General features: G+C 54.1%; 20 protein-coding genes and 1 other RNA gene. 11 read left to right on the top strand and 10 right to left on the bottom strand.

Features of this window, described 5'->3' with window-relative positions; genetic code table 11:
• Positions 1 to 20 precede the first annotated feature (20 nt).
• The 4 genes from adhE to RHH81_RS03250 are packed head-to-tail and all read left to right on the top strand — an operon-like array spanning position 21 to position 4,831.
• Positions 21 to 2,678, top strand: coding sequence for a bifunctional acetaldehyde-CoA/alcohol dehydrogenase (adhE, locus tag RHH81_RS03265; protein WP_310743378.1), 2,658 nt, complete (start codon positions 21 to 23; stop codon positions 2,676 to 2,678).
• Complete coding sequence (locus tag RHH81_RS03260) at positions 2,675 to 3,379, top strand: lipoate--protein ligase family protein (RefSeq protein ID WP_225901641.1); 705 nt, start codon at positions 2,675 to 2,677, stop codon at positions 3,377 to 3,379. The genes adhE and RHH81_RS03260 overlap by 4 nt, the downstream gene beginning before the upstream one ends.
• Positions 3,380 to 3,432: 53 nt before the next feature.
• Positions 3,433 to 3,933 (top strand): hypothetical protein, encoded by a 501-nt coding sequence (locus RHH81_RS03255; RefSeq protein WP_302676832.1) that lies wholly within the window; start codon positions 3,433 to 3,435, stop codon positions 3,931 to 3,933.
• A gap of 10 nt (positions 3,934 to 3,943) precedes the next feature.
• Positions 3,944 to 4,831, top strand: a complete 888-nt coding sequence (locus RHH81_RS03250) for a hypothetical protein (RefSeq protein WP_302676834.1) — start codon at positions 3,944 to 3,946, stop codon at positions 4,829 to 4,831.
• A gap of 19 nt (positions 4,832 to 4,850) precedes the next feature.
• On the opposite strand, the gene nadA is transcribed toward RHH81_RS03250, so the two are convergent.
• The 4 genes from nadA to ffs form a co-directional block, all read right to left on the bottom strand.
• Entirely contained in the window at positions 4,851 to 5,810 is a 960-nt protein-coding gene (nadA, locus tag RHH81_RS03245) for a quinolinate synthase NadA (protein ID WP_206201049.1), read from the bottom strand.
• Between the two features lie 72 nt (positions 5,811 to 5,882).
• On the bottom strand, positions 5,883 to 7,379 hold the full coding sequence (crtD, locus tag RHH81_RS03240; RefSeq protein ID WP_310743377.1) for a C-3',4' desaturase CrtD: 1,497 nt from the start codon (positions 7,377 to 7,379) through the stop codon (positions 5,883 to 5,885).
• Positions 7,380 to 7,457: 78 nt separating this feature from the next.
• Complete coding sequence (gene hisIE, locus RHH81_RS03235) at positions 7,458 to 8,102, bottom strand: bifunctional phosphoribosyl-AMP cyclohydrolase/phosphoribosyl-ATP diphosphatase HisIE (RefSeq protein WP_302676836.1); 645 nt, start codon at positions 8,100 to 8,102, stop codon at positions 7,458 to 7,460.
• A 23-nt stretch (positions 8,103 to 8,125) separates the two neighbouring features.
• Positions 8,126 to 8,222: signal recognition particle sRNA small type (gene ffs, locus RHH81_RS03230), an RNA gene on the bottom strand.
• Between the two features lie 120 nt (positions 8,223 to 8,342).
• Between ffs and RHH81_RS03225 the strand changes: the two genes are divergently transcribed.
• The 6 genes from RHH81_RS03225 (at position 8,343) to cobS (ending at position 17,598) form a co-directional block, all read left to right on the top strand.
• On the top strand, positions 8,343 to 9,014 hold the full coding sequence (locus tag RHH81_RS03225) for a PHP domain-containing protein (RefSeq protein ID WP_225901640.1): 672 nt from the start codon (positions 8,343 to 8,345) through the stop codon (positions 9,012 to 9,014).
• Positions 9,011 to 9,250 carry a hypothetical protein gene (locus tag RHH81_RS03220; RefSeq protein ID WP_206201046.1) on the top strand — a complete coding sequence of 80 codons (240 nt, stop codon included), beginning with the start codon at positions 9,011 to 9,013 and terminating at the stop codon, positions 9,248 to 9,250. The genes RHH81_RS03225 and RHH81_RS03220 overlap by 4 nt, the downstream gene beginning before the upstream one ends.
• A gap of 100 nt (positions 9,251 to 9,350) precedes the next feature.
• The gene (locus RHH81_RS03215) at positions 9,351 to 12,431 is read left to right on the top strand and encodes an FHA domain-containing protein (RefSeq protein ID WP_206201045.1); all 3,081 of its coding nucleotides are present in this window, start codon (positions 9,351 to 9,353) and stop codon (positions 12,429 to 12,431) included.
• A gap of 81 nt (positions 12,432 to 12,512) precedes the next feature.
• Positions 12,513 to 15,350, top strand: a complete 2,838-nt coding sequence (gene polA / locus RHH81_RS03210; protein WP_310743376.1) for a DNA polymerase I — start codon at positions 12,513 to 12,515, stop codon at positions 15,348 to 15,350.
• An 8-nt stretch (positions 15,351 to 15,358) separates the two neighbouring features.
• Positions 15,359 to 16,870, top strand: coding sequence for a pitrilysin family protein (locus RHH81_RS03205; RefSeq protein WP_310744311.1), 1,512 nt, complete (start codon positions 15,359 to 15,361; stop codon positions 16,868 to 16,870).
• Complete coding sequence (gene cobS / locus RHH81_RS03200; protein ID WP_310743374.1) at positions 16,867 to 17,598, top strand: adenosylcobinamide-GDP ribazoletransferase; 732 nt, start codon at positions 16,867 to 16,869, stop codon at positions 17,596 to 17,598. Before RHH81_RS03205 ends, cobS begins: the two co-directional genes overlap by 4 nt.
• Here the strand turns inward: cobS and RHH81_RS03195 are convergent.
• Positions 17,529 to 18,242: a ComF family protein gene (locus tag RHH81_RS03195; RefSeq protein ID WP_206201041.1), complete on the bottom strand. Its 714-nt coding sequence runs from the start codon at positions 18,240 to 18,242 to the stop codon at positions 17,529 to 17,531. The genes cobS and RHH81_RS03195 overlap by 70 nt on opposite strands.
• A gap of 18 nt (positions 18,243 to 18,260) precedes the next feature.
• On the bottom strand, positions 18,261 to 18,548 hold the full coding sequence (locus tag RHH81_RS03190) for a Mo-dependent nitrogenase C-terminal domain-containing protein (protein ID WP_206201040.1): 288 nt from the start codon (positions 18,546 to 18,548) through the stop codon (positions 18,261 to 18,263).
• A 560-nt stretch (positions 18,549 to 19,108) separates the two neighbouring features.
• Between RHH81_RS03190 and RHH81_RS03185 the strand changes: the two genes are divergently transcribed.
• Complete coding sequence (locus RHH81_RS03185; RefSeq protein ID WP_206201039.1) at positions 19,109 to 19,999, top strand: universal stress protein; 891 nt, start codon at positions 19,109 to 19,111, stop codon at positions 19,997 to 19,999.
• A 59-nt stretch (positions 20,000 to 20,058) separates the two neighbouring features.
• Here the strand turns inward: RHH81_RS03185 and RHH81_RS03180 are convergent, their stop codons facing one another.
• The 4 genes from RHH81_RS03180 to RHH81_RS03165 all read right to left on the bottom strand — a co-directional run bounded on the left by RHH81_RS03180 (position 20,059) and on the right by RHH81_RS03165 (position 22,756).
• Complete coding sequence (locus RHH81_RS03180; protein ID WP_190278082.1) at positions 20,059 to 20,373, bottom strand: DUF5132 domain-containing protein; 315 nt, start codon at positions 20,371 to 20,373, stop codon at positions 20,059 to 20,061.
• A 131-nt stretch (positions 20,374 to 20,504) separates the two neighbouring features.
• Complete coding sequence (locus RHH81_RS03175; RefSeq protein WP_206201038.1) at positions 20,505 to 20,711, bottom strand: glycogen debranching protein; 207 nt, start codon at positions 20,709 to 20,711, stop codon at positions 20,505 to 20,507.
• An 81-nt stretch (positions 20,712 to 20,792) separates the two neighbouring features.
• Positions 20,793 to 21,968, bottom strand: coding sequence for an 8-amino-7-oxononanoate synthase (gene bioF / locus RHH81_RS03170; RefSeq protein ID WP_310743373.1), 1,176 nt, complete (start codon positions 21,966 to 21,968; stop codon positions 20,793 to 20,795).
• Positions 21,969 to 22,003: 35 nt separating this feature from the next.
• Positions 22,004 to 22,756 (bottom strand): response regulator transcription factor, encoded by a 753-nt coding sequence (locus RHH81_RS03165; protein ID WP_206201036.1) that lies wholly within the window; start codon positions 22,754 to 22,756, stop codon positions 22,004 to 22,006.
• Positions 22,757 to 22,974: the final 218 nt, after the last annotated feature.

Genomic DNA, 22,974 nt, shown 5'->3' with positions numbered 1-22,974 from the left:
TCTTTCCTAAGGAGTCGCCCATGACTGCCCAAGCCTTAACTCATTCTCAACCCGTTCAAACCATTGCCGATCTCGAAGCACTCATTGAGCGCGTCCAAAGGGCACAAACCCAGTATGCTCAGTTTACCCAAGAGCAGGTGGATCACATTTTCCACCAAGCGGCCATGGCGGCCAACCAAGCGCGGATTCCCCTTGCCAAACAAGCCGTTGCCGAAACGGGCATGGGGGTTGTCGAAGATAAAGTCATTAAAAATCACTTTGCCTCGGAATATATCTACAACAAGTACAAACATGAGAAAACCTGCGGCGTAATTGAGGATGATCCCATTTTTGGCATCCAAAAAATTGCTGAACCCGTGGGGATCATTGCCGGTGTGGTGCCGGTGACGAACCCAACTTCGACGACCATCTTTAAGGCCTTGATTGCCCTGAAAACTCGCAATGGCATTATCTTTTCGCCCCACCCCCGAGCAAAGGGCTGTACGGTGGCCGCAGCCAAGGTGGTGTTGGATGCAGCAGTCGCCGCTGGCGCACCCCCCGATATTATTGGCTGGATTGATGAGCCAACCATTGAACTCTCCCAAGTCCTGATGCAGCATCCCCAAATTAAATTGATTTTGGCCACGGGTGGGCTAGGCATGGTGAAGGCCGCCTATTCCTCTGGTCATCCGGCGATCGGGGTCGGGGCGGGGAATACCCCGGTGCTCATTGATGCCACAGCCGATATTCCCACAGCGGTGAGTTCGATTCTCCTGAGTAAGGCCTTTGACAATGGCATGATCTGTGCCTCGGAGCAGGCGGTGATTGTTGTTGATGAGATCTATGATGCGGTCAAAGCGGAGTTCCAACGGCGGGGGGGCTACATTCTCTCCCCTGAAGAACGGCAGCGGGTAGCACAACTCCTCCTGAAGGATGGTCGCCTCAATCCTGCGATTGTCGGTCAATCAGCAGCCACTATTGCTGCAATGGCCAATATCCAAGTGCCGCCAGAAACGCGGGTACTCATTGGTGAAGTGAGTGAAGTGGGGTCGCAGGAGCCATTTTCCTATGAGAAACTCTGTCCCGTCTTGGCCTTGTATCGGGCACCCCAGTTCCATAAAGGGGTGGAAATTGCCGCACAGTTGGTGAATTTTGGCGGCATGGGGCACACCTCTGTGCTCTACACCGATCCCCGCAACCAAGATGACATTGCCTACTTCAAATACCGCATGCAGACGGCACGGGTTTTGATTAACACCCCTTCTTCCCAAGGGGCGATCGGGGATTTGTACAACTTCAAGTTGGATCCCTCGCTGACCTTGGGGTGTGGGACGTGGGGCGGTAATGTCACGTCGGAAAATGTCGGTCCCCATCACCTGTTGAATATCAAAACGGTGAGCGATCGCCGCGAAAATATGCTCTGGTTCCGCGTGCCGCCGAAAATTTACTTCAAACCCGGCTGCCTACCCATTGCCTTGCGAGAGCTAGAAGGGAAAAAACGCGCCTTCTTGGTTACCGATAAACCCCTCTTTGACTTGGGGATCACTGACCCGATTGTGCACACCCTCGAAGAACTGGGCATCAAGCACGACATCTTCCATGAAGTGGAGCCAGACCCGACCCTGAGTACGGTGAATCGCGGCCTAGAACTGCTGCGAGACTATCAGCCCGATGTGATTATTGCCGTGGGGGGTGGCTCACCCATGGATGCGGCCAAGGTGATGTGGCTGTTGTATGAGCATCCAGAGGTGGAGTTTGACGGCTTGGCCATGCGCTTCATGGATATTCGCAAGCGGGTGTATCAACTGCCCCCCTTGGGTCAAAAAGCCATGATGGTGGCAATTCCCACGACCTCGGGGACGGGTTCCGAAGTGACGCCCTTTGCAGTGGTTACCGACGATCGCGTGGGGATTAAATACCCCTTGGCGGACTATGCCCTCACGCCCACCATGGCGATTGTGGATCCCGACTTGGTGCTGCACATGCCCAAGAAACTCACGGCCTATGGCGGCATTGATGCCCTAACCCATGCCTTGGAGTCCTATGTATCGGTGCTCTCGACGGAGTTTACTGAGGGACTGGCATTAGAGGCAATCAAACTGCTGTTTACGTACTTACCCCGTGCCTATCGCTTGGGGGCGGCTGACCCAGAAGCTCGCGAGAAAGTTCACTATGCCGCCACGATCGCCGGCATGGCCTTTGCCAATGCTTTCTTGGGGGTCTGCCACTCGATGGCCCACAAACTTGGCTCCACCTTCCACGTGCCCCACGGCCTTGCCAATGCGCTGATGATTTGCCATGTCATCCGCTATAACGCCACGGATGCCCCCCTGAAACAGGCAATCTTCCCGCAGTACAAGTATCCCCAGGCCAAGGAACGCTATGCCCAAATTGCCGACTTTCTTGAATTGGGTGGTAGCACGCCAGAGGAAAAAGTGGCGCGCCTGATTGCCGCTATTGAAGACCTGAAGGCGCAGTTAGAGATTCCAGCCACCATTAAGGAAGCCCTCAACAGTGAGGATCAAGCCTTCTATGAACAGGTGCAAAGCATGGCCGAACTGGCCTTCGACGATCAGTGCACGGGGGCAAATCCTCGCTATCCGCTGATTCAAGACCTGAAGGAGTTGTATATCCTTGCCTATATGGGGTGTCGGCGGGATGCGGCAGCCTACCATCCGGCAGAAGCAGCTTCTCAATGAAGTGGCGTTATATTCCCCCCTTTGGGGCGCCGGGAAAAGTGCAAATGGCGGTGGATCGGTGGTTGTGGCAGTCTAGCGATCGCCCCTGTCTGCGGTTTTACACTTGGTCACCGCCCGCCATCTCCCTTGGCTACAGTCAGCGGCAAATTCCAGAGCACTGGCAACATCTGCCCTGGCAGGGGCAAGCCATCGAACTGGTGCAGCGACCCACGGGGGGGCGGGCTGTTTTGCACCAAGGGGATCTCACCTACAGTCTAGTGGTGTGGGGGTTGGGGCAACGGCGGCGACAGGTTTATACCGATCTGTGTCAATTCCTGAGGGTGGGGTTTGAGCGCCTAGGGTGGCCTCTGCAGTTGGGACAAGACCCCTATTCCTCTCAAGCGCCGATCAATTGCTTTGCCCAAGCCACCGTGGCCGATTTGGTTTTACCTACGGGCGAGAAAGTCATTGGTAGTGCCCAAGCTTGGCGGGGCGATCGCGTCCTGCAGCATGGTTCAATTGTCCTGACCCCTGACCTCGATCTATGGCAGCAGGTATTTGGCAGTGTTCCCCATCGGCAGTCCCTTCCCCCTTTAGAGGTGGTGCAAACGGCTCTCTTGGACGCCTTTGAGGCGCAGTGGCAAGTGAAACTGACCCCGGAACCCTTGAGCGATCGCGAGTGGCAAGAGATTAATGCAGAAATTAACAAAGTATCAAACTAGGGCTGTGGCTTCCCCCTCTAGGCTATGATTGGCTTGTTGTCTTGGGGATTCACATGGCACGCTGGCTGACTGCGCTTATTTTAACCCTGACGCTTCTCATTACCGGTTGCGCCCCTACCCCGCCCTCTCCCTATGAGCAGGTGCAACAGGAAAGCACTCAGCGCAATGCACCACCGGCAGTGAGTCGTGAAGCCACCCAAGGGAGTGAATTTAATCGCTTCTTTCCGCCCGAGGGGAATGGCTTTGAGCGCATCTATGTCCAAGAGAAAAAGGGCTTTGCCGAGGCTAAGCTGAAAAAAGAGGGCAAAGAACTAGCGATGCTGGCCATTTCCGATACGATTAGCACCCCTGAGGCTGCCGCCAAGTTTCAAAACAGTACGATGCAGATTGCTGGCTATCCAGCAGTAGAGGTGGGAACCACACAAACGGCCATTCTGGTGGCCAACCGCTATCAGGTGAAGGTACTCTCCCGTGATCCCAGTTTTACCGCCAGCGATCGCCGCGAATGGATTGAAAAATTTGATCTTGCTGGTTTAGCCCAACTTGCCCCCTAAGGAGACCACCGTGAGCGCAGCTATCTACAAAATTGTTGATCAACTCCCCACTGGGGGCATCACCGTTATGGCCCTCAAGTCCTTGGATTTCATCATTCCCGGCCAGTGGCAAAATATCGTTGGTTTTGATAACACGATCCGCCATGTGACTGGAGAAACGGATCCTGCCTTGATTCGCCAAATTGGCGATCGCGCCGTGCGGCTCTTTAATGACAAATCCCAAGGCTATCAGCGGGCACTGTGGCTCTATCAAACCGTGGACAACACCGATGCTCTCCTAGGAGCGGCTGCCCTTGCCAACAAAGTGGGCGAGAAAATTTCCTTCCTCGGCTTCTTGGATAAAATGACGCCCAAGCCAGAGCGGGCGCAGTCCATTGATCTCAGCATTAAGCTGATTGTGGAAATTCTGGCCTTTTGTCAAATCAATGGCATTCCCGGTGACAGCCTCGGCGACTTCCTGCGTGCCCTTGCCGACTACAGTGGTGAATCCCTGATGCGGATGGCCGCCCTCATCTGCTTTGATGGCCTGATTCCCCTAGGGCCTGACTTTCTTCTCAAATGCTTGGGCACACTGCAAAGCTTGCAACCCAATGATCTACAGGAAAACCCCACCTTCAAAGCAATTGGCAGTGTCGTGCCGGGGGGCAATCCCAGCGGTCAATTGGGCTTTATTGTCGAAAGTTTTAATGCCGTGCAGGGGTGGATGCATCAATTTGTCAGCAGCCACGAGTTAACGCCGCAAAAGGTGATCAATAGTCTGCAAAGCTTTATTGAACTCTCGAAGGATAACCTCGACTACTTGGGAGCCTTTTTGGACATGAGCACCAACTACTACTACCATACGGGCGTTCAGACCCTAGCTCGTCGCCTGATTGAGCGAGCAGTTGCTGAGATTTAAGGGAGCTGACACCCTTGGTTTAGGACATTTCCAGCATGCGTTGGATGGGTTTGAGCGCCGCAAGGCGGATGTCTTCTGGTAGTTCAATCTGGGGCTGGCGATCGCGCATACACAAATAGAGTTTTTCTAGGGTATTCAGGCGCATAAAGGGGCACTCATTACAATTGCAGGTCTGATCCTGAGGGGGCGCAGGGATAAAAGTTTTCTCTGGGTTGCGCCGCTGCATCTGGTGGAGAATCCCTGGCTCGGTGACAACGATAAAGGTATCGTGATCTTGGCGTTGGCTATAGTTGAGCAAAGCCGTTGTCGAACCAATAAAATCGGCATGGCGGAGTACGGCTTCTTCGCATTCGGGGTGGGCAATCACCTGGGCCGTGGGGTAGGCGGCCTTGAGTTCGAGGATGCGTCGCTCGGAGAAGGTTTCATGGACAATGCAACTGCCGTCCCACAGCACCATCTGCCGTCCGGTTTGTGCCATGACATAGCGACCAAGGTTGCGATCGGGGGCAAAAATCAGGGGCTGATCCGCAGGCAACTGCTGCACAATTTTCACTGCATTAGAACTGGTGCAAATAATGTCACTCAGGGCTTTGATTTCAGCAGTGCAGTTAATGTAGGAAATCACCCAATGGTCAGGATACTGCGCCTTAAAAGCAGCAAAGGCGTCCGCAGGACAACTGTCTGCCAAAGAACAGCCCGCCGCCAAATCCGGCAGCAACACCAGCTTATCGGGGTTGAGAATCTTGGCGGTTTCGGCCATGAAATGCACCCCAGCAAAAACAATGACATCGGCATTGGTACTGGCGGCCTGCCGCGACAGCCCAAGGGAATCACCAATGTAATCGGCCACATCTTGAATGGCGGGGTCTTGGTAGTAGTGGGCTAGAATCACTGCATTCAGTTCCCGCTTCAGGTCTTGGATGGCCGCAATTAAATCCAACGGCAGGGACGGTTGGGGGGCAGCGAGAGTCGCAAACACAGGCAGTGGGTTCCTTTCGCAATTGGTAACGAGTCTCTCTATTATAGTGATTTTCACCAAAATAGGAATCCCTTAGGCATCATTGGCGAGCAGTTGCTGCACAAGGGCACGGGCACCATAGCTGACACCGGCCGTACCTTCCCCCGGATGCACGGAATCTCCCACTAACCACAGGTGAGGAATCGGGGTGCGGGTGGCCAAGCCAAAGGGGCCAAAGGTGCTCAGGCGTTGACTAATGCCCCCGACAATGCCATCTAGCCGCGCGGTATAGCGCCAGAAGGTGCGGGGGGTCGCCGCTTCACAGTGGACAATGTGCTCAGGCCGCAGATCAAAGAATTCCCCGAGGTGTTCAAGAGCTGTTTGGGTGTATTGCGCCTTGGTGGCGGCATAGTCTAAGTCAGGCTGACGCCAAAAATTCGGCTCAGTAAAGCTGGAGGCAATCAGGGTACGATAGCCCCTGGGGGCACGGCCATCCTGCGGCTGACTCACAGAGACAAACAGGGAGTTATTTTCGCCAATCGGCCCTTCCGCATCGTAGAGAAACTGCAAGTGGAGCGGACAACTTTCGGGAATGGCGGCCTCTTTAACGCCAAGGTAAATCACAAAGGCACCGGCGGCCGGCGGCAGCCTTTTGAGGCGGCGGGCATAGCCAGTGGGAATGGCATCGCCAAGGAGTTGGGGCAGGTTTTGGGCAGGGACATTGGCCACAATGTGATCCGCTGCAACGCGCTGCAAGGTTTTTGTTTTCAGATTCTCCACTTGGACGGCGACGGCACGCCCCCGCTCGACTTCAATGTGACGCACCAAATGCCGGGTGTAAATTTGACCGCCATCGCGCTGCAAGGCATTGGCGAGTAAATCACTGAGCACCTGCATGCTGCCGTGGAGATGGTAGAGGCCGTGGGGGTCTTGGGACAGACAGAGGGCGGTGGCGGCATAGAGGAGTGCGGTTTCACTGGCATCTACTTGGGAGTAGAGCTTGAGTTGAAGATCCAGAAATTGCCGCAGCCGGCGATCGCCCCCGACACCGCAAAGACGCATCCAATCGGTCACCGTCATCAGGCTAAAGGGCAACGTGAGAAGCGTCTCCGGACGCAGGGCTTGCACCAATTGCCACAGATCAAAGCCATTGCGCGGGGGCAAAATGGGCTGCCGCTGCTGAAATCGCCAACTAATGGCAAAGAGGTGTTCAAGGCCTTGCCAAAACCGCTCACTGTGGGGAAAGTGGCGTTGACGTTCCAGTTGCCAGCGATCGCGATCGCGCCAAACATTGATGGGCGTCATTTCCTGCGGCAGATACACCGCACAGGCAGGATCGCAGGGGGTTGCTGCCGGCAGAGGCATCTCCAATTCAGCAAAAATCGCCGCGTGAATCCCCCCCGGCTCAAGGCCAGCCACTTGGGTGGCGCCAACATCAAAGGTAAAGCCCCGCCGCTGAAATGTGGAGGCACAGCCCCCCAGTTGGGCTGCCTGCTCAAACAGCTGAACCCGATAGCCCCGTCGTGCCAACAATGCCGCTGTGGTCAGACCCCCAATGCCGCCGCCAATGACGACCACCTGCTTTGCCATTTGTATAGTTATGTAAATTACCTGTATCTAGCACTTTAACGACGTTGAGCCAGTGCTGACAAGGAAAACGGCAAGCAACTAGCGCCGCCGCAACTGAAGCTGCTCATAGACCTGCCGCAGGGACACCCCATGATAGGCAAGGGCAACTAGCGTGTGGTAAAACAAGTCCGCTACCTCACCGGCGATCGCCTCGGGGTCATCGTCTTTGCAGGCCATCACCACTTCTACGGTTTCTTCGCCCAGCTTCTTGAGAATTTTATTATCACCGGCTGTGAACAGGCTGGAAGTGTAGGACTGTAGCTGCGGAAAGTCGCGCCGCTGACAGACCACGTTATACACTTGCGAAAGGGTATCTGCTGGTGGGTCTTCTACCCGTTGTCCGGCCTCCCCATGGCGGTGGAAACAACTGCGCTGCCCCGTGTGGCAAGCGACTTGGCCCACTTGCTCTACTGTTAACAACAGGGCATCACTATCGCAGTCGTAGCGGATACTTTTGACCCACTGGACATGGCCAGAGGTTTCGCCCTTGGGCCACAGTTCTTGGCGCGAACGACTCCAAAACCACGTACGACCGGTTTCAAGGGTTTTCTGTAGCGATTCCCGATTCATCCACGCCAGCATCAACACGGTGCCGTCCAAATAGTCTTGGACAATTGCTGGCACTAAACCCCGTTCATCGTAGCGAATCTCATCGAGGGGGAGGCTAAGGGTAGTGACAGGCATGAATCGTTCGCAGGTCTCAAGAGGGTGACCCGGAGATCACGCCTACCGCAAGCATCCCGTATTGCTGCTTCCTTCCGGACCTGACAAGGTTGAGGCGTTGCGATCGCATGATTCCGAGCCAACTTGTATCCTAGCACACCCCATCGAGGTACATAAATCGCCCTATTAGGAATCTTTATCTCTCGTTTCTTAAAGAAAGTTTATATTAAAGAGGTAACAGCGTAAGATTTGGTAATGCCTATGACCCTTGCTGCACTGATGGTGACGCAGGCTGAGACTCTCCGTGGTCTCTTTCGGATGTTGACGGCAACCAGTTGTCCCTATCGCTATAACTTTCATCTCCATACCATCTGCTCCGATGGGCAACTGACACCGCAGCAAGTGGCGCAACAGGCAATGATCCATGGCCTCAAGGGATTTGCCATTACCGATCACCATGCCCTAGAGGGCTATTTTCAGGCTCGAACCTACGTAGAAGCCTATCCAGGAACGGATCGCCCCCAAGTTTACACGGGCATTGAAATTACGGCTCAACTCTTGGGTACTGAGGTGCATATTCTGGGCTATGGCTTTGACCCCTATGCGCCGATCCTGCATCTCTATACAATGGGCACTGCCCCCCAAGGGGACTTGGCACAGGCAGAACGGGTGATTGCCGCACTCCATGAAGCAGGAGGCTTGGCGATTTTGGCACACCCGGCGCGCTATCGTTTGCCTGCTGAACAATTGATTCCTGCAGCTGTGGCGCGGGGGATTGATGGGGTGGAAACCTACTACTGTTACAGCAATCCCGATGTGTGGGAACCCACCCCTGAAACAACCGCCCTTGTGCATGCTTTGGCCGTTGAACACCAGTTGCTGGAGACCTGCGGCACGGATACCCATGGCCAAGATATCTTGGTGCGGCGATGACCGTGACTGAAATCCTGATCACCTTAGGGGCGATCGCCATCAGTTGGTTCGTGCTCCGCTGGCTGATCACTGTCCTCAAGGTCACTCTCGGTACGGCGATTAAAATTGCCCTGATTGTTTTCCTGTTGCAACTCTTTTTTGGTATTGGTCCCGATCGCCTGTGGGAGCAAGCACAGTTTCTATGGTCACAGGTGGCGAGTTATTTGCCGATGCCTTCTTTGCCCTCCTCGCAATAATGATAGGTTTCTGCGCCGGTTGAGCTTTGGCGGGCGTCTTTTGTCAGATCGGCCAGAATCCAGTAAACTGACTGGCATCAAGCCCCTTTGCCCCAAGGTCATGACTCAAACAGCATGGTTAGAACTTGTCAAATCCGTCAGTGAGCAGGGGGTTCAGCTACCCGCCAGCGGCCTCAAAATTGGCCGTGCCCCCGATAATGACATTGTCCTGAATGATCTTTCCGTCTCCCGCTACCACGCTTTCTTGGAGTGGCAAGAAGGGAAAGTTCACCTCGTAGATCTCGGCAGTAAAGCGGGCACCCATCTCAATGGCCAACCGGTTGTGCCTAATACCCCCATTCCCCTTGAAGATGGCGACTTGATAACGCTGGGCAACTCTGCTGTGCGCTTTCGCCTCATCTGGCACTACCACGACTATCAACCCCGTACCACTGAGGTCAGCAAAGAGACTGAAGTCCCTGTGATTGAAGTGCGCACCAAAACATGGCAGCAACGCTGGGGGCTACAGGAGCAAACGACGCTTTTAGGCACCCATCCCGCCTGCGATGTGGTGGTGGATACCCCTGAACTTTTGCCCTGCCACTTGAAATTACGCTTTGCGGATCAGCATTTGCAGGTGGTAGATCTCAGTGACCCGCAGCCGGCAATGAATGTGCATTTGGGAATCGGGGAGAGTTATGCCCTGATGGAATTTGTGACGCTGACCTATGTGGGGCAGGAGTTGCCCGATCGCATTGACACAGAGCGTCATGCCGTTGTCTTTAGCCCCGCGACGGAGTTGAGCACAGCAACAGTACTGGCGATTCCTGAGGCCGATGCGACATCCACTGTCCCCGTGAAGACGATTTCGCTGGTGGGATACAACACGTTCACGATTGGCCGCGATCCAAGCAATGATCTGGTGATTGAGCATCCAACGGTGTCCCGTCACCACGCCAAAATTGAGCGCCGCAATGGCGATTTCCTGCTCACGGATCTGGGGTCGAGTAATGGCACGTTTGTCAATGGCCGCGAGGTAGAAGAACCCACACTGCTGCGGGTGGGGGACAGTATTCGCATTGGTAGCGATCGCCTTGTCCTCAATGTTGATGAAACCCTGACCCAATATGCCGAATCGGGTCACATGCGCCTAGATGCCATCAACCTCAGTAAGGTGGTGGGCAAGGGAACGCAAATTCTCCACGATATTTCGCTATCGATCATGCCCAAGGAGTTTGTGGCCATCTTGGGGCCTAGTGGTAGCGGCAAGTCAACGCTCCTCGATGCCCTCAATGGACTGCGGCCAGCAACAACGGGCACGGTACTGGTCAATGGCACAAATTTCTACCGCAACTATCAGGCCTTTCAAGCGCAATTGGGCTATGTACCGCAGAAGAATATCATCCACGAGGAACTGACGATCGCCCAAGCCTTGGAATACGCGGCAAAACTACGCATGCCCCCCGATACAACCCCAGCGGAACGCCAACAGCGGGTGACCGAGGTGTTAACAGAATTGGGACTGAACCATCGTCGCGATGTGCCCATTTCCCGCCTCAGTGGCGGTCAGCAGCGGCGGGTGTGTATTGGTGCCGAATTGCTCACGCAACCCAGTCTCTTCTTCCTCGATGAGGCCACCTCTGGCTTAGATCCGGGCACGGAAGCCGACCTGATGTTTTTGCTGCGGCAGTTGGCGGATCAGGGGCGAACGATTCTGATCATTACCCACGCCACCCAAAATATTCGGGAGTGTGATCTGGTGATCTATCTAGCGGAGGGCGGCCGGCTGGCCTACTTTGGTCCTCCTGATCAACTGCTGCCCTATTTCCGAGCTACCTTTGGCGATCGCTTTAGTGGCATTAAGCTCGAGGATTTTTCTGGCATCTATCGTGCCCTAGACAAAGAGAAAAACCCCAATGCCCCCACTTCGGCAGAACTAGAGGAAGCCTACCGGCGATCGCGCCTCTATCAGGAATATGTGGTCGGGCGACAGCAGGTGCTAGCTCACATGCCCGATGAAAGTCAACGGCGCACCAAGGGCAAATCCCGTCGCAGCAGTGAACCCAAGTCGAAAATCTCCCCTTGGCAACAATTTCTCATTCTCACCCGCCGCAATCTCACAATTCTTGGCCAAGATCGCAGTAACCTGCTGCTGACCCTCTTAATAGCCCCCCTCTTGGGGAGTTTGAGTTTTGTTTCTTGGCAGCGGGATCTCTTTAATCCGGAAACGGGGAATGCGGGTCAAGCCCTGACGATGATTTTTGTCACCAGTCTGATTGCCGTCATGATTGGCGCAATGACAACGATGCGGGAATTGGTTAAGGAGGTGGAGGTTTATCGGCGGGAGCGGATGATTGGCCTGCGGCTGTTGCCCTACATTGGCTCCAAGGGGGCGATCGCCCTTGGGCTAGCTCTTTATCAAGCGGCCACTTACCTTGCGGTGACAAAGCTGGCGGTGGATTTACCGGGAGATTGGGGGGTTACTTTTGCCATGTACGTCACCCTTGCCCTTGCCATTTTTGGCGGTATGGCGATGGGTCTTTTAGTCTCTGCCTTTGCCCCTAGCCAGAACATTGTGCCGCTGCTGGTGCTGATGTTTTTAGTGCCCCAAATTATCTTTAGTGGCGGGATTCAGCCCGTTTCTTCCTTCGGGTTACCGGGGCAGATTATTAACCATCTGACGGTCATTAAGTGGCCCTTTGAGGCGATGGTCAAGCTCACAGGCATCGGGGATGACATTGCCAATGACCCCTGTTGGCGCGAACCAGAGGAGGAACGGGAAAAAATGACCGAGGAGATGCAGCGGGATTTTTGTCTGTGCTATGGTCCCGGTCTCTTTAAGACCTGTAACTTCCCCGGTATCCGCGCCAAGTATGTCCCCGAAGTGGATGAACCCGCACCGCCGCGGCCAGAGTCTCCGGGCGATCCCCCCAATGATCCAGCAGCGCTCCAAGACTATCTGCAACGGCTGCAAGCCTATCAGGCAGCCATGGATGAGTGGGAACTAAAATATTCTGAGTGGAACCGCCAACGCAGTCGTGCCATCAATGAAGCCCAAGGCATTATCAGCCGCTTCCAACGAGATCAAGGCTACATGTTTACCGTAGATGTGCAACGCCATTGGCGCGATCAAAGCATTCTCATCTTGGCAATGCTAGTGGCTTTGCCCTTCTGCCAAAAACGCCGTGACTTTAGCCGTTGATACGCTGCCATTTTCAGGGGTGGGGTTTTAGACCAATTTTTTGAATAATGGAAAAGTTATCCCCCGCCGTTTCCTGTCCCCATGCCTTCTGCCAATCTCTTACTCATTGATGGTCATTCCTTGGCCTTTCGTGCCTACTACGCCTTTAGTAAGGGGCGAGAGGGGGGGTTGCGTACCTCCACGGGGATTCCCACTAGTGTGTGTTTTGGCTTTCTTAAGACGCTGCTGGAGATTCTGGAGCAGCAGCAGCCGGATCATGTGGCCATTGCTTTTGACTTGGGGGAGCCGACATTTCGCCACACAGCCGACGAAAACTACAAGGCGGGGCGGGCAGAAACGCCCGAGGACTTTATTACCGATATTGCCAATTTGCAGGCGTTGCTGCGGGCACTGCGTCTACCCCTGTTGAGTCAGCCGGGCTATGAAGCCGATGATGTGATTGGTACGGTGGCCCATCGCTTGCGACCCCAAGGATGGCGGGTGTCCATTGTCAGTGGCGATCGCGACCTCTTTCAATTGATTGATCGCGAAGGTCAAGTACAGGTCTTGTATCTGGGGAATACCCTTGGCCAACGCAAGCAGGGTCTGGAGGTCTTTGATGCCCTCAAGGTCAAGGAAAAAATGGGGGTTTGGCCCGAGCAAATTGTGGACTATAAAGCCCTCTGTGGCGATGCCAGCGATCGCATTCCCGGTATTAAGGGGATTGGCCCAAAAACAGCGGTGCAGTTACTCAATCAGTACCCCACGCTAGAGGAAATCTACGCCCACATCAATGAGATTACGCCCCCTAGCCTAAGAACGAAGCTGATCAATGGGGAGGCCGATGCCCGCCATTCCCGCACCCTAGCTCAAATTATCCTCGATGTCCCCTTGGAACTCCCCCTAGAGGAACTGCATCTGAGTCCCTTTGACTGGCCAACGCTGGATCAGCTATTGGATCAGTTGGAATTTCGTACCCTGCGGATGCAACTTCAGGACTGGCACCTCCGCTTGGGGGGGACACTGCCGGATGTAGAGAGCGATGCGGATGCAACATGGTTTTTTGCGCCGACGGACACCCCCGATCCAGTGAATGTGCAACTCATTGAGACGCCAGAGCGACTGCAATGGCTGATCGCCCAGTTAGAAACCTGTACCGATGCGAACCATCCCGTGGCTTGGGACACAGAAACCACGGCCTTGAACCCCCGCGATGCTGCCTTGGTGGGCTTGGGCTGCTGTTGGGGCGCAGCGCCTGATCAGGTGGCCTATCTACCGTTGGGGCACAAAGAGGGGCAGAACCTACCCCTACCAGAGACCCTCGCCGCTTTGCGACCGATTCTTGAGGGCGATCGCTACCCCAAAGTCTTGCAAAATGCCAAGTTTGACCGCTTGGTGCTGCGGTTTCAGGGGATTCAATTACAAGGTGTCGTATTTGACACGATGCTGGCGAGCTATGTGATTAATCCCGAAGCCAGTCACAACCTCAAGGATCTGTGTCAACGCTATCTGCCCCTTCAAGCCCAAACCTACCGTAGTCTGGTGGGCAAAGATCAAACCCTTGCGGATCTCCCCCCTGCGGTGGTAGCGCAATACTGTGGCCTCGATGTCTATACCACCTATCTTCTCAAGGACAAACTAGAGGCCGACTTGCCCCCCCGCCTGCGCCAACTCCTCCTAGAGGTGGAATTGCCCCTCGAACCCATTCTGGCGGAAATGGAAGCCACGGGGATTCGCATTGACAGTGACTATTTGCGGCAACTCTCCCAAGAACTCGAACAGCAACTGGCAGCACTGCAACAACAAGCATGGGATGCCGTGGGACAACCCTTTAACTTGGCCTCCCCCAAGCAACTGAGTGAACTGCTCTTTGGCATTTTGGGGTTAGATACGAAAAAGACCCATAAAACAAAACTGGGCTACTCCACCGATGCCGCAACCCTCGAAAAACTGCGGGGAGATCATCCTGTGATTGAACTCATTTTGAACCATCGCACCCTCGCCAAGCTCAAATCCACCTATGTGGATGTGTTGCCAACCTTGGTGCGTCCGGACACAGGCCGTGTACATACGGAATTCAACCAAGCGGTGACCGCTACGGGGCGCCTTTCCTCCTCTAATCCCAATCTGCAAAATATCCCCATTCGCACCGAGTTTAGTCGGCAAATTCGCCGCGCCTTTATTCCCGAGCCGGGCTGGTTGCTGGTGGCAGCGGACTATTCCCAAATTGAGTTGCGCATCCTTGCTCATCTGAGTCAAGAGCCGGCCCTACTAGAGGCCTACCAAAAAGGGGAGGATGTCCATCATCTCACAGCTCAGTTTCTCCTAGAAAAAACCGACATTAGTTCCAGCGAGCGACGCTTGGGCAAAATTATTAACTTTGGCGTCATTTACGGGATGGGAGCGCAGCGGTTTGCCCGTGAGGCCGGAGTGAGTGTGGCCGATGCTAAGGTGTTTATTCAGCGGTTTTACGATCGCTATCCACGCGTCTTTGACTATTTGCGGCAAATGGAACGGCTTGCCCTCAGCCAAGGCTATGTGGAAACCATTTTGGGACGGCGGCGCTATTTTGAATTTCAGAGTTCTGAACTGCAAGCCCTGCGGGGCAAGCCTTTAGAGGCGCTAGCCGATGTCGATCCCAGTAAACTAAAAATGAGCAATTACGAGCGGGGGCTATTGCGGGCGGCAGCCAATGCCCCGATTCAAGGTTCCAGTGCCGATATTATTAAGTGTGCGATGGTGAAACTGGCTCCCCTACTTTCCCCTGAAGAAGTCCGCCTGCTGCTCCAAGTCCACGATGAATTGGTGTTGGAGATGACCCCTGAAGCGTGGGAACAACTGCAAACTACAATTCCCGAAGTCATGAGTACAGCAGTACCCCTGAGTGTGCCCCTTGCGGTGGACATTTACGCGGCGGCCAACTGGCTGGAGGCCAACTAGGTTTGTTGATGCGGCAGCAACGCCACTGGCAAGTTTATTTCTGGCAAATTCTCCTCTGCCTTGTTTTGGGGGCGATCGCCCTCTCCTTGCCGGCCGACGCCCAAACGATTCGCCCCTACATTGACCGTGCCATGGATCAAATCAGTGAATTCTATCTTGACAATGGGATGCACTTCATTGTCATGGAGCAACACCAAGCCCCGATAGTGTCATTTCTCACCTACGTGGATGTAGGGGGCGTTGATGAACCGGAAGGCCAGACCGGTGTGGCGCACTATCTGGAACACTTGGCCTTTAAGGGCACCCGCCGCATTGGGACGACGGATTATGCCGCTGAAAAAGAAAAACTTGCCCAACTGGATCGCCTCTTTGAGCAACTGCAAGCCACGACGGATGAGCGGCAACGTCAGGCATTGATTACAGAATTTGCCGCTGTGCAGCAGGCTGCCGATCGCTATGTGATTCGCAATCAATATGGCCAAATTGTCCAGCAGGCCGGGGGCGTGGGTCTCAATGCAACCACATCTGCCGATGCCACCCGTTACTTCTACAGTTTTCCCGCCAACAAATTGGAACTGTGGATGTCCCTAGAGTCGGAACGCTTTTTGGAACCCGTCTTTCGCGACTTCTATCAAGAAAAGGAAGTCATCCTTGAGGAGCGGCGGCTACGCACTGAAAATTCCCCCACTGGCCAACTCTTTGAGGCCTTTTTGGCCACCAGCTTTCGTCAGCATCCCTACCGCCGACCCGTCATTGGCTACCGTGAGGATATTCAAAACCTGCGCCGCGCCGATGTGGAACGGTTTTTTCGCCAGTATTACACACCTGACAAAATGACCATGGTGCTTGTCGGAGATGTTGATCCCCAGAAGGTGAAGGAATTGGCCAAGGTTTATTTTAGTCGCTATCCCAAGGGCACGGGCAAAACCACAGCCATTCCCCCCGAACCGCCGCAAACGGAATCTCGGCAGATTACCCTCGAATTGGCCAGTCAACCCCTCTATATTGAAGCCTATCCCTGTCCACCTTTGAGGGATCCCGCGTACCTCACCTATGAAATTTTGACACGTCTCCTCAGTGGCGGTCGCACCTCCCGTCTCTACCGTTCCCTTGTCCTAGAGCAAAAATTAGCCCTCAACGTGCAAGCCTACGTGGGGTTTCCCGGCAATAAATACCCCAATCGCTTTCTCATCTACGGGGCACCGGCGCCGGGTCAAACGACGGCTGCCCTTGCGGCAGGTATTGCCCAAGAACTCAAGGCACTGCAAACAACACCCGTGACGGCGGCAGAGCTGGATCGGGTAAAAGCGCAACTGCGGATGGAACTGCTGCAAAACCTAATGTCCAATGAGGGGATGGCCAAGCTCTTGGCGGAGTATGCTGTAAAAGGCGGCGGCTGGCAGCAACTCTTTGCCCGTTTAGAGGCCATTAATGACATTACCCCTGCCGACATTCAGCGGGTGGCTCAATCCCTGCAACCCCAGCAGCGGACAGTGGCGCAAATTCAAACCCGTTCATGAAGACCCTTTGGATGGAATGGTTGGGGGCGATCGCCTTCTATACCTGTTTGCCCATTCCCCCTAACTGCCCCATGCAATTGGCGGGAGCTGCCAAGTGGTGTCCTTGGGTGGGGCTACTGTTGGCAATGCTTCTCTGGGGGGCGCAGTGGCTGCTGGCATTTTTGCACGTTCCCCCCCTCGTGGCCAGTGTCTTGGTTGTGGCACTTTGGCTAGGATTAACTGGGGGATTGCACTTGGATGGTGCCATGGACACGGCCGATGGTTTAGCCGTCAGGGATCAACAGCGGCGCCTTGAGGTGATGGCGGACAGCCGCACGGGTGCCTTTGGCGTCATGGCAGGACTCGTCATTTTGCTCTTAAAAGTAGCGGCCTTGAGCAGTTTAGAGAGGGGTCAGGTCTTGGTGTGGGTATTGGTAATCGGGCGCCTTGCTCAGGTGTGGGCGATCGCCCGCTATCCCTATTTGAAACCCCAAGGCACGGGTCAGATCCATAAAGCCAGTAGTGCCTTTCCCCGCGATTTTTGGCCGAGTGGTTTACTGGTGCTGTTACTCAGCTTCCTGCTACCGCTTCCCTTCGGACAATTGCTTTTTGGTTTGCTCCTCATCCTCTTGATCCCGGCATGGTTTCAGTGGCAGTTGGGCGGTCACACGGGGGATACCTATGGTGCGGTTGTTGAGTGGACAGAAGCCTTGATGTTGGTTGCCTTCACGGTGGAATCGACCAGTTGATCCGGCAGCGCCACGGCCACGGTGATGATCCCCAAGACCTTGTAGCCAGCCCCCCGTAATACTGCGGCTGCAGTTCGTGCCGTTGTCCCCGTGGTATAAATGTCATCGCACAAAAGGAGCCAGCGCCGTCGCTGCAGCCCCTGCCCTAGGCGAAAGGCATTCTCAAGATTGGCTTGGCGTTCTGTGAGTGAAAGCTGAAACATGAACTGGGTTGCTCTTTGGCGGATTAGTCCCACTGGGGCAAGGGGTAGCTCAAGGGCACGGCAAAACCCCTCAGCAATGAGCGCTGCTTGATTAAAGCCCCGGCTCTGCAATTTATCGCGATGGAGAGGAATAGGCACAATCTGCAACGGGAGGCGTTGGGCGATCTTTGCTTCCAACCAACTCAGGGCTAACCATTGGCCAAAGAGGGTACCTAGTTCGGGGTGATTGTTGTATTTCATGGTGGCGATCGCCCGCTTGAGGTCTTGCTGATAATACCCCCAGGGAAAAAGGGGGAGACTGCCCCGCCAGTAGCGTTGGCGTTGGCGCACTTCCCATGACCTCAGCCGCCGTTCACAATCCCTACAGATCGTTTGGGGACTGGCTCGACCACAACAGGAACAGGGCTGTTGCCCCAAAAAGGAGGTGAGCGATCGCCACACCAGCACACCCCCTAGGCACTAACAGTAGGCACTAATATCCTCATGGCACTCATCCGCCAAATAGCAGAGGGCACGGTAGCGCAACACCATCAACTCCTCATAGAGAGGATTTAGGTGGCACAGGGGCGGAATGTGAATATGCCATTTTGCAACCACGATATCGCGTTCAAAGGGACACTGGGCGGGGATCAAGCGGCATAGACGATGGGCAAGCTGGCGATCGTGCACTTCTAGATGCTCTAGCCACTGCCGGACAGGCCACAAAATTGTGCGGAGCATGCGTTGCCCCAACGTCAAAATTGTCATCAACTCAACACCTCAACTCAATCATTGAAGTTGGCAGCGAAATCTCCCCTTCCTCAACTGTTTAAGAAGGCAATTTCAGTTACTTAAAACCCTCTCTTGAGAAGGGCAAATGTGTCGCTGCATTCGATGGGAAAAAAGTCGTTGCGATTCTGATTTAACAGCTCTTAGCGAGGAGCGAAATCCCAGAAACATCTCAATGAAAATCGCATCACGATAGACAATCTCCTTGTTTCACAGGGATTTAGTAGTAATGGATACATTATTGAATTTAATGATGACTCTGTACCCATCCCTATTTTAGTGACTCCTGTTGAAGTTGACGATGGGGTTTTCCGAAAAGTTGCCCCTAAGCAACCGTTTTCTTCTCTATCAGTTGTCTGTATAGGGTCGCGCAACTGCCCCCAAGACTTTGGCAGTGTCCTTGCCATTTGCCAGCAGCGACCCCTGCGGCTTGCGAGGGGGTAATTATTTTATTCCTTAAAAAGAGAAAAGAACTGAGTAGCGCGCCTCCCCCTTCTAAGGTAATCTGCAATTAGAGTTTGGCATTGGGGAGCACTGGCATGTTCAAGAACATATTGATTCCAACAGATCTCCATGATGGTCTCCCCAAACTGACCCACTACCTTGAGGCACTGAAAACAGCGGGTGCTCGCAAGTTGATCTTCTTCCATGCCCGCCCCATTGACGAGGATGGCGATAAGCCTCGGCTGCGGGAAAAAAAGCTGCAACAGGCACGCGAATTACTCAAAATCGATGCCGCAAAAGTTCCAGCGGATCTTAAAGCAGAAGTGATCATCGAAAACCGCCGCCCCGCCGATGCCATTCTGGACACCGTTGAAAAGCATCAAATTGACTTGGTGCTGGCCAGCCGTCCCATTCGCAATCTCTTGGACGAGAAGCTCTTCGGCAGTACAACCATTGAGGTGCTGCAACGGATTAAAGTGCCAGTGATGATTATGCGCCCGCAACTGTTGTGGGTGATGACAACCGCAGAACTGAATCTCCGCTGTCAAAATCTCTTTCGCCACCTACTAGTGCCCTACGACCACAGCCCCTCTGCCCAACATCTTGTTCAAAAACTGCGGGAAGGCGTGCAAAAGCGCGATCAAACGAGCATTGCTGCACTGACCTTCTGCTGGATTATCAGCGATGCTGGCAAAGGGGAACTGGGAGTTGGCGAGCAACGTCCGAAGGCTGAAAAAATTCTTGCCGAGCTAAAGCAAGAATTCACTGGCTATGGCCTGAGCATTGAAACCGAGATTCGCTTTGGTAGTCCGGTGGTCGAAGCACAATTGGCAGCCCACGATCGCGACATCTATGGGATTGCCGTTTCCTCTGGTTCCGTCGGTAAAATTTGGGAATTATCAATCCCTAGTTTTGCCGGGGAGATCATTCGCCGTTGCGTCTTTCCCGTGATCTATTTCCCGCCCGCTGGTCGCTCATTAAAATAAAAAAGATGGGGCAGCAGAACTACCCCAAAGGCATTTCAATTAGGCACTAAAAGTAAAACTTAGCTAATCGTCACTTGGCGGGGTTCCTCAGGCGCGGCGGCCTTTGCTGCTTTTTGCTCCATCATTTCTGAGCGGGCTTCGGCAACCAAGTCTTGGAAAGACTCACTGGCTTCAGCGACAGCCGTCTGTGCCTTTTCATAGGCTTCAAACGCCCACATCAAGCCTGATTTTGCCGCATTGCGAGCTTGCTCTGCCAAGTTGTGACCAGTCATTGAGTCAACGGCACCCACAACGGGGGCAACAGCAACAGCACCCACCCCAAGGGCAAGCACGGTAAGTGGTTCTAAACCAAGTAACAGGGCTTCAAACTCCATTCTGCGGCATCCTCCAAAGGAAAAGCAATGATGAGCACATCGCACCCATGATAGCAAAGGTGCAGAGAGGGCAACGTCCCCACTGGCTTAATCGCTCCACTGAGATTCTTATGCAGGGCTGAGCCAAAAGATTAGCAGAGCTTGAGGGCAGTACTGGGAACCTCATCCCAAGAGGCCACCGTACGCAGACGCACTTGCCAACCGGCGGCTTTTTGTTCTGTTGTTAAGTTTTTCTCAAAAGACTGCACACACTCCCTCGCCTGAGCTTCATCACGACAGGCAATACAGGCATAAAGCAGGCCAGAGGGATCAATTTGCTCGCTTACCCAAATCCTCATCGCTCACTCCTTGGCGCAGTTTGCCGATTTCACAGAACTATCTCCAGCCTAGGCGAAATACACCGAGACCGTCAGCCCTTCTTAACAGCACTTTAACAACTCAGCCAATGCTGCCAGCAATTGCGCAATGTGCTCAGGGGTGTGATCGGCTCTTAGGGTGATGCGCAGCCGACTAAAGGGCACGGTCGGTGGCCGTACCGCCGCCACCCAACATCCAGCCTCTTGTAATTTCTGACCCCATTGGAGAACAGTGGCTGGATCGGGAGCAGGCAAGCAAAAGATGGGGGTCGGTAGCGGACGGGGCAAAACGGGGCAACCCAATTCTTGCAGTCCTTCTTCGAGTTGTTGAATGCGCTCCTCAAGGGCTTGGCGTAGGGAAGGCTCTGTTTGTAGTTGCTCAAGGGCAGCAAGGGCAGCAGCAGTGTCCGCCGGTGAGAGTCCAGTGCTATAGATCCATGTGCTGGCACGGTGTTGCAGATAGGAGATCAGAGCTTGGGAGCCAGCAATGTATCCCCCTAAACTGCCAAGGGCTTTGCTGAGGGTACCCATTTGAATGACGATCGGACTCGATTGCCCCAAGGCGACTAAGGTACCGGCACCGTTGGTTCCCAAGACCCCTGTGCCGTGGGCATCGTCCACTAGCACCATGGCTGTGTAGGTCTCGGCTAGCGCCAATATCTCCTCTAGGGGGGCGACATCCCCATCCATACTGAAGACACCATCCGTGAGGATCAGACAACGGCGGTATTGGCAGCGATGGGTTTCTAGGAGTTGGACAAGGGCAGCGACAGCGTTGTGGGGGTATTCATAGAACGTCGCATGACTGAGACGGGCACCTTTTTTGAGACAAGCATGGTTGTAGGCATCCCCAAGCACCAAGTCCCGTTGATCCACAAGGGCAGCAATGGTACCGAGATTGGCGGCAGTACCCGAACTAAAGACTAAGGCAGCCTCTGTACCTTTCCACTGGGCGATCGCCCGCTCTAGTTGTTCATGAAGACAACGTTGACCACTCAGAAGGCGAGACCCGGTCGCCCCAGTACCCCATTCGTCAATCGCCTTAATGGCGGCTGCTTTCACCTGCGGATGGTTGGCCAGACCCAGATAGTCATTGCTGCAAAAGTTAATCAATGGTCGGGGCGGCTCGCCAACACTCACCACTGCCCCCGGTGCGCTACTGAGAAGGGGTTGGCGATACCAATGGGCACGGTGCAGGGCATCTAGGGCAGGTTCTAGCCACGCAAAGGGATCGCTCATTTGAGAGAGAATATTTTAGGAAGACTGGACAAAGTCTAAACCAATACGTGGCGGGGCGATCGCGGGGGACGGGAATGGGGTTTATTGCCATTCTGCTGGTAGCGCCCATTCAATGGCTCAAGGTGCAGTCGATAACCGACATTGCGCACGGTTTGAATTAGGCGCGGCTGCTGCGGATCCACTTCGATTTTCTTACGCAAAGATAAGATATGCGTATCCACGGTGCGAGGGTTGTCAATGCTCTCTGGCCAAGCTCGCCGCAGCAATTCCTGACGACTCAAAGGTGTGCCCCCCATTTGCGTCAGAACATAGAGTAGGCTAAATTCCTGCGGTGTCAAATCCACTGGCACATTGCGTACCACCACTCGCCGCTGCACTAAATCGACTTGTAACTCACCCAAGTTCAGGACACTGGGTAAACAGGGGCGTGCTCGCCGTGCCAAGGCCTCGACTCGGGCAAGAAATTCCTGCATCCCAAAGGGTTTGGCCAAGTAATCATCGGCACCCGCCCGCAGCGCCGTCACCACATCCGCTTCATCCTCATGGCCAGAAAGAACTAAAATCAAAACAGTGTTTTGGTAGTGAAGCCAGCGGCATAATTCCAAACCATTGCCCTCATTCAAGTCCAGATCGAGAACAACCAAATCGGGATGTCGCAGTTGAAATACTTCCTGCCCCTGTTGACAACCACTGGCAAGATGAACGATGTGCCCCACTTGCTGTAGGTGCCAGCCAAGGAGGGAACGCAGGTGGGGGTTACTTTCAATAATTTCAACGTGCATCAACATCAATACATCCCCACAACAACGGCGGAGTACAGGAAAAAGAGATTTCTTCTACATGTCTGGGAGAAGGTGCAACAGAGTGGCAATGTCTGGATGAATTGGATGCTAATTTAGCAAATTTAATCCCAATGATTTCGTAACGACTAATACTTTAGGGTTTTTTCTTGTTCCTGTAATAGAAAATTCTTACTCTGGCTCTAGTGACAAAATGAAGTGGGGTT

The sequence above is a fragment of the Thermosynechococcus sp. PKX95 genome (genome assembly GCF_031583295.1).
Classification (GTDB): domain Bacteria; phylum Cyanobacteriota; class Cyanobacteriia; order Thermosynechococcales; family Thermosynechococcaceae; genus Thermosynechococcus.
This window is presented reverse-complemented; position numbering and strand designations above follow the sequence as displayed.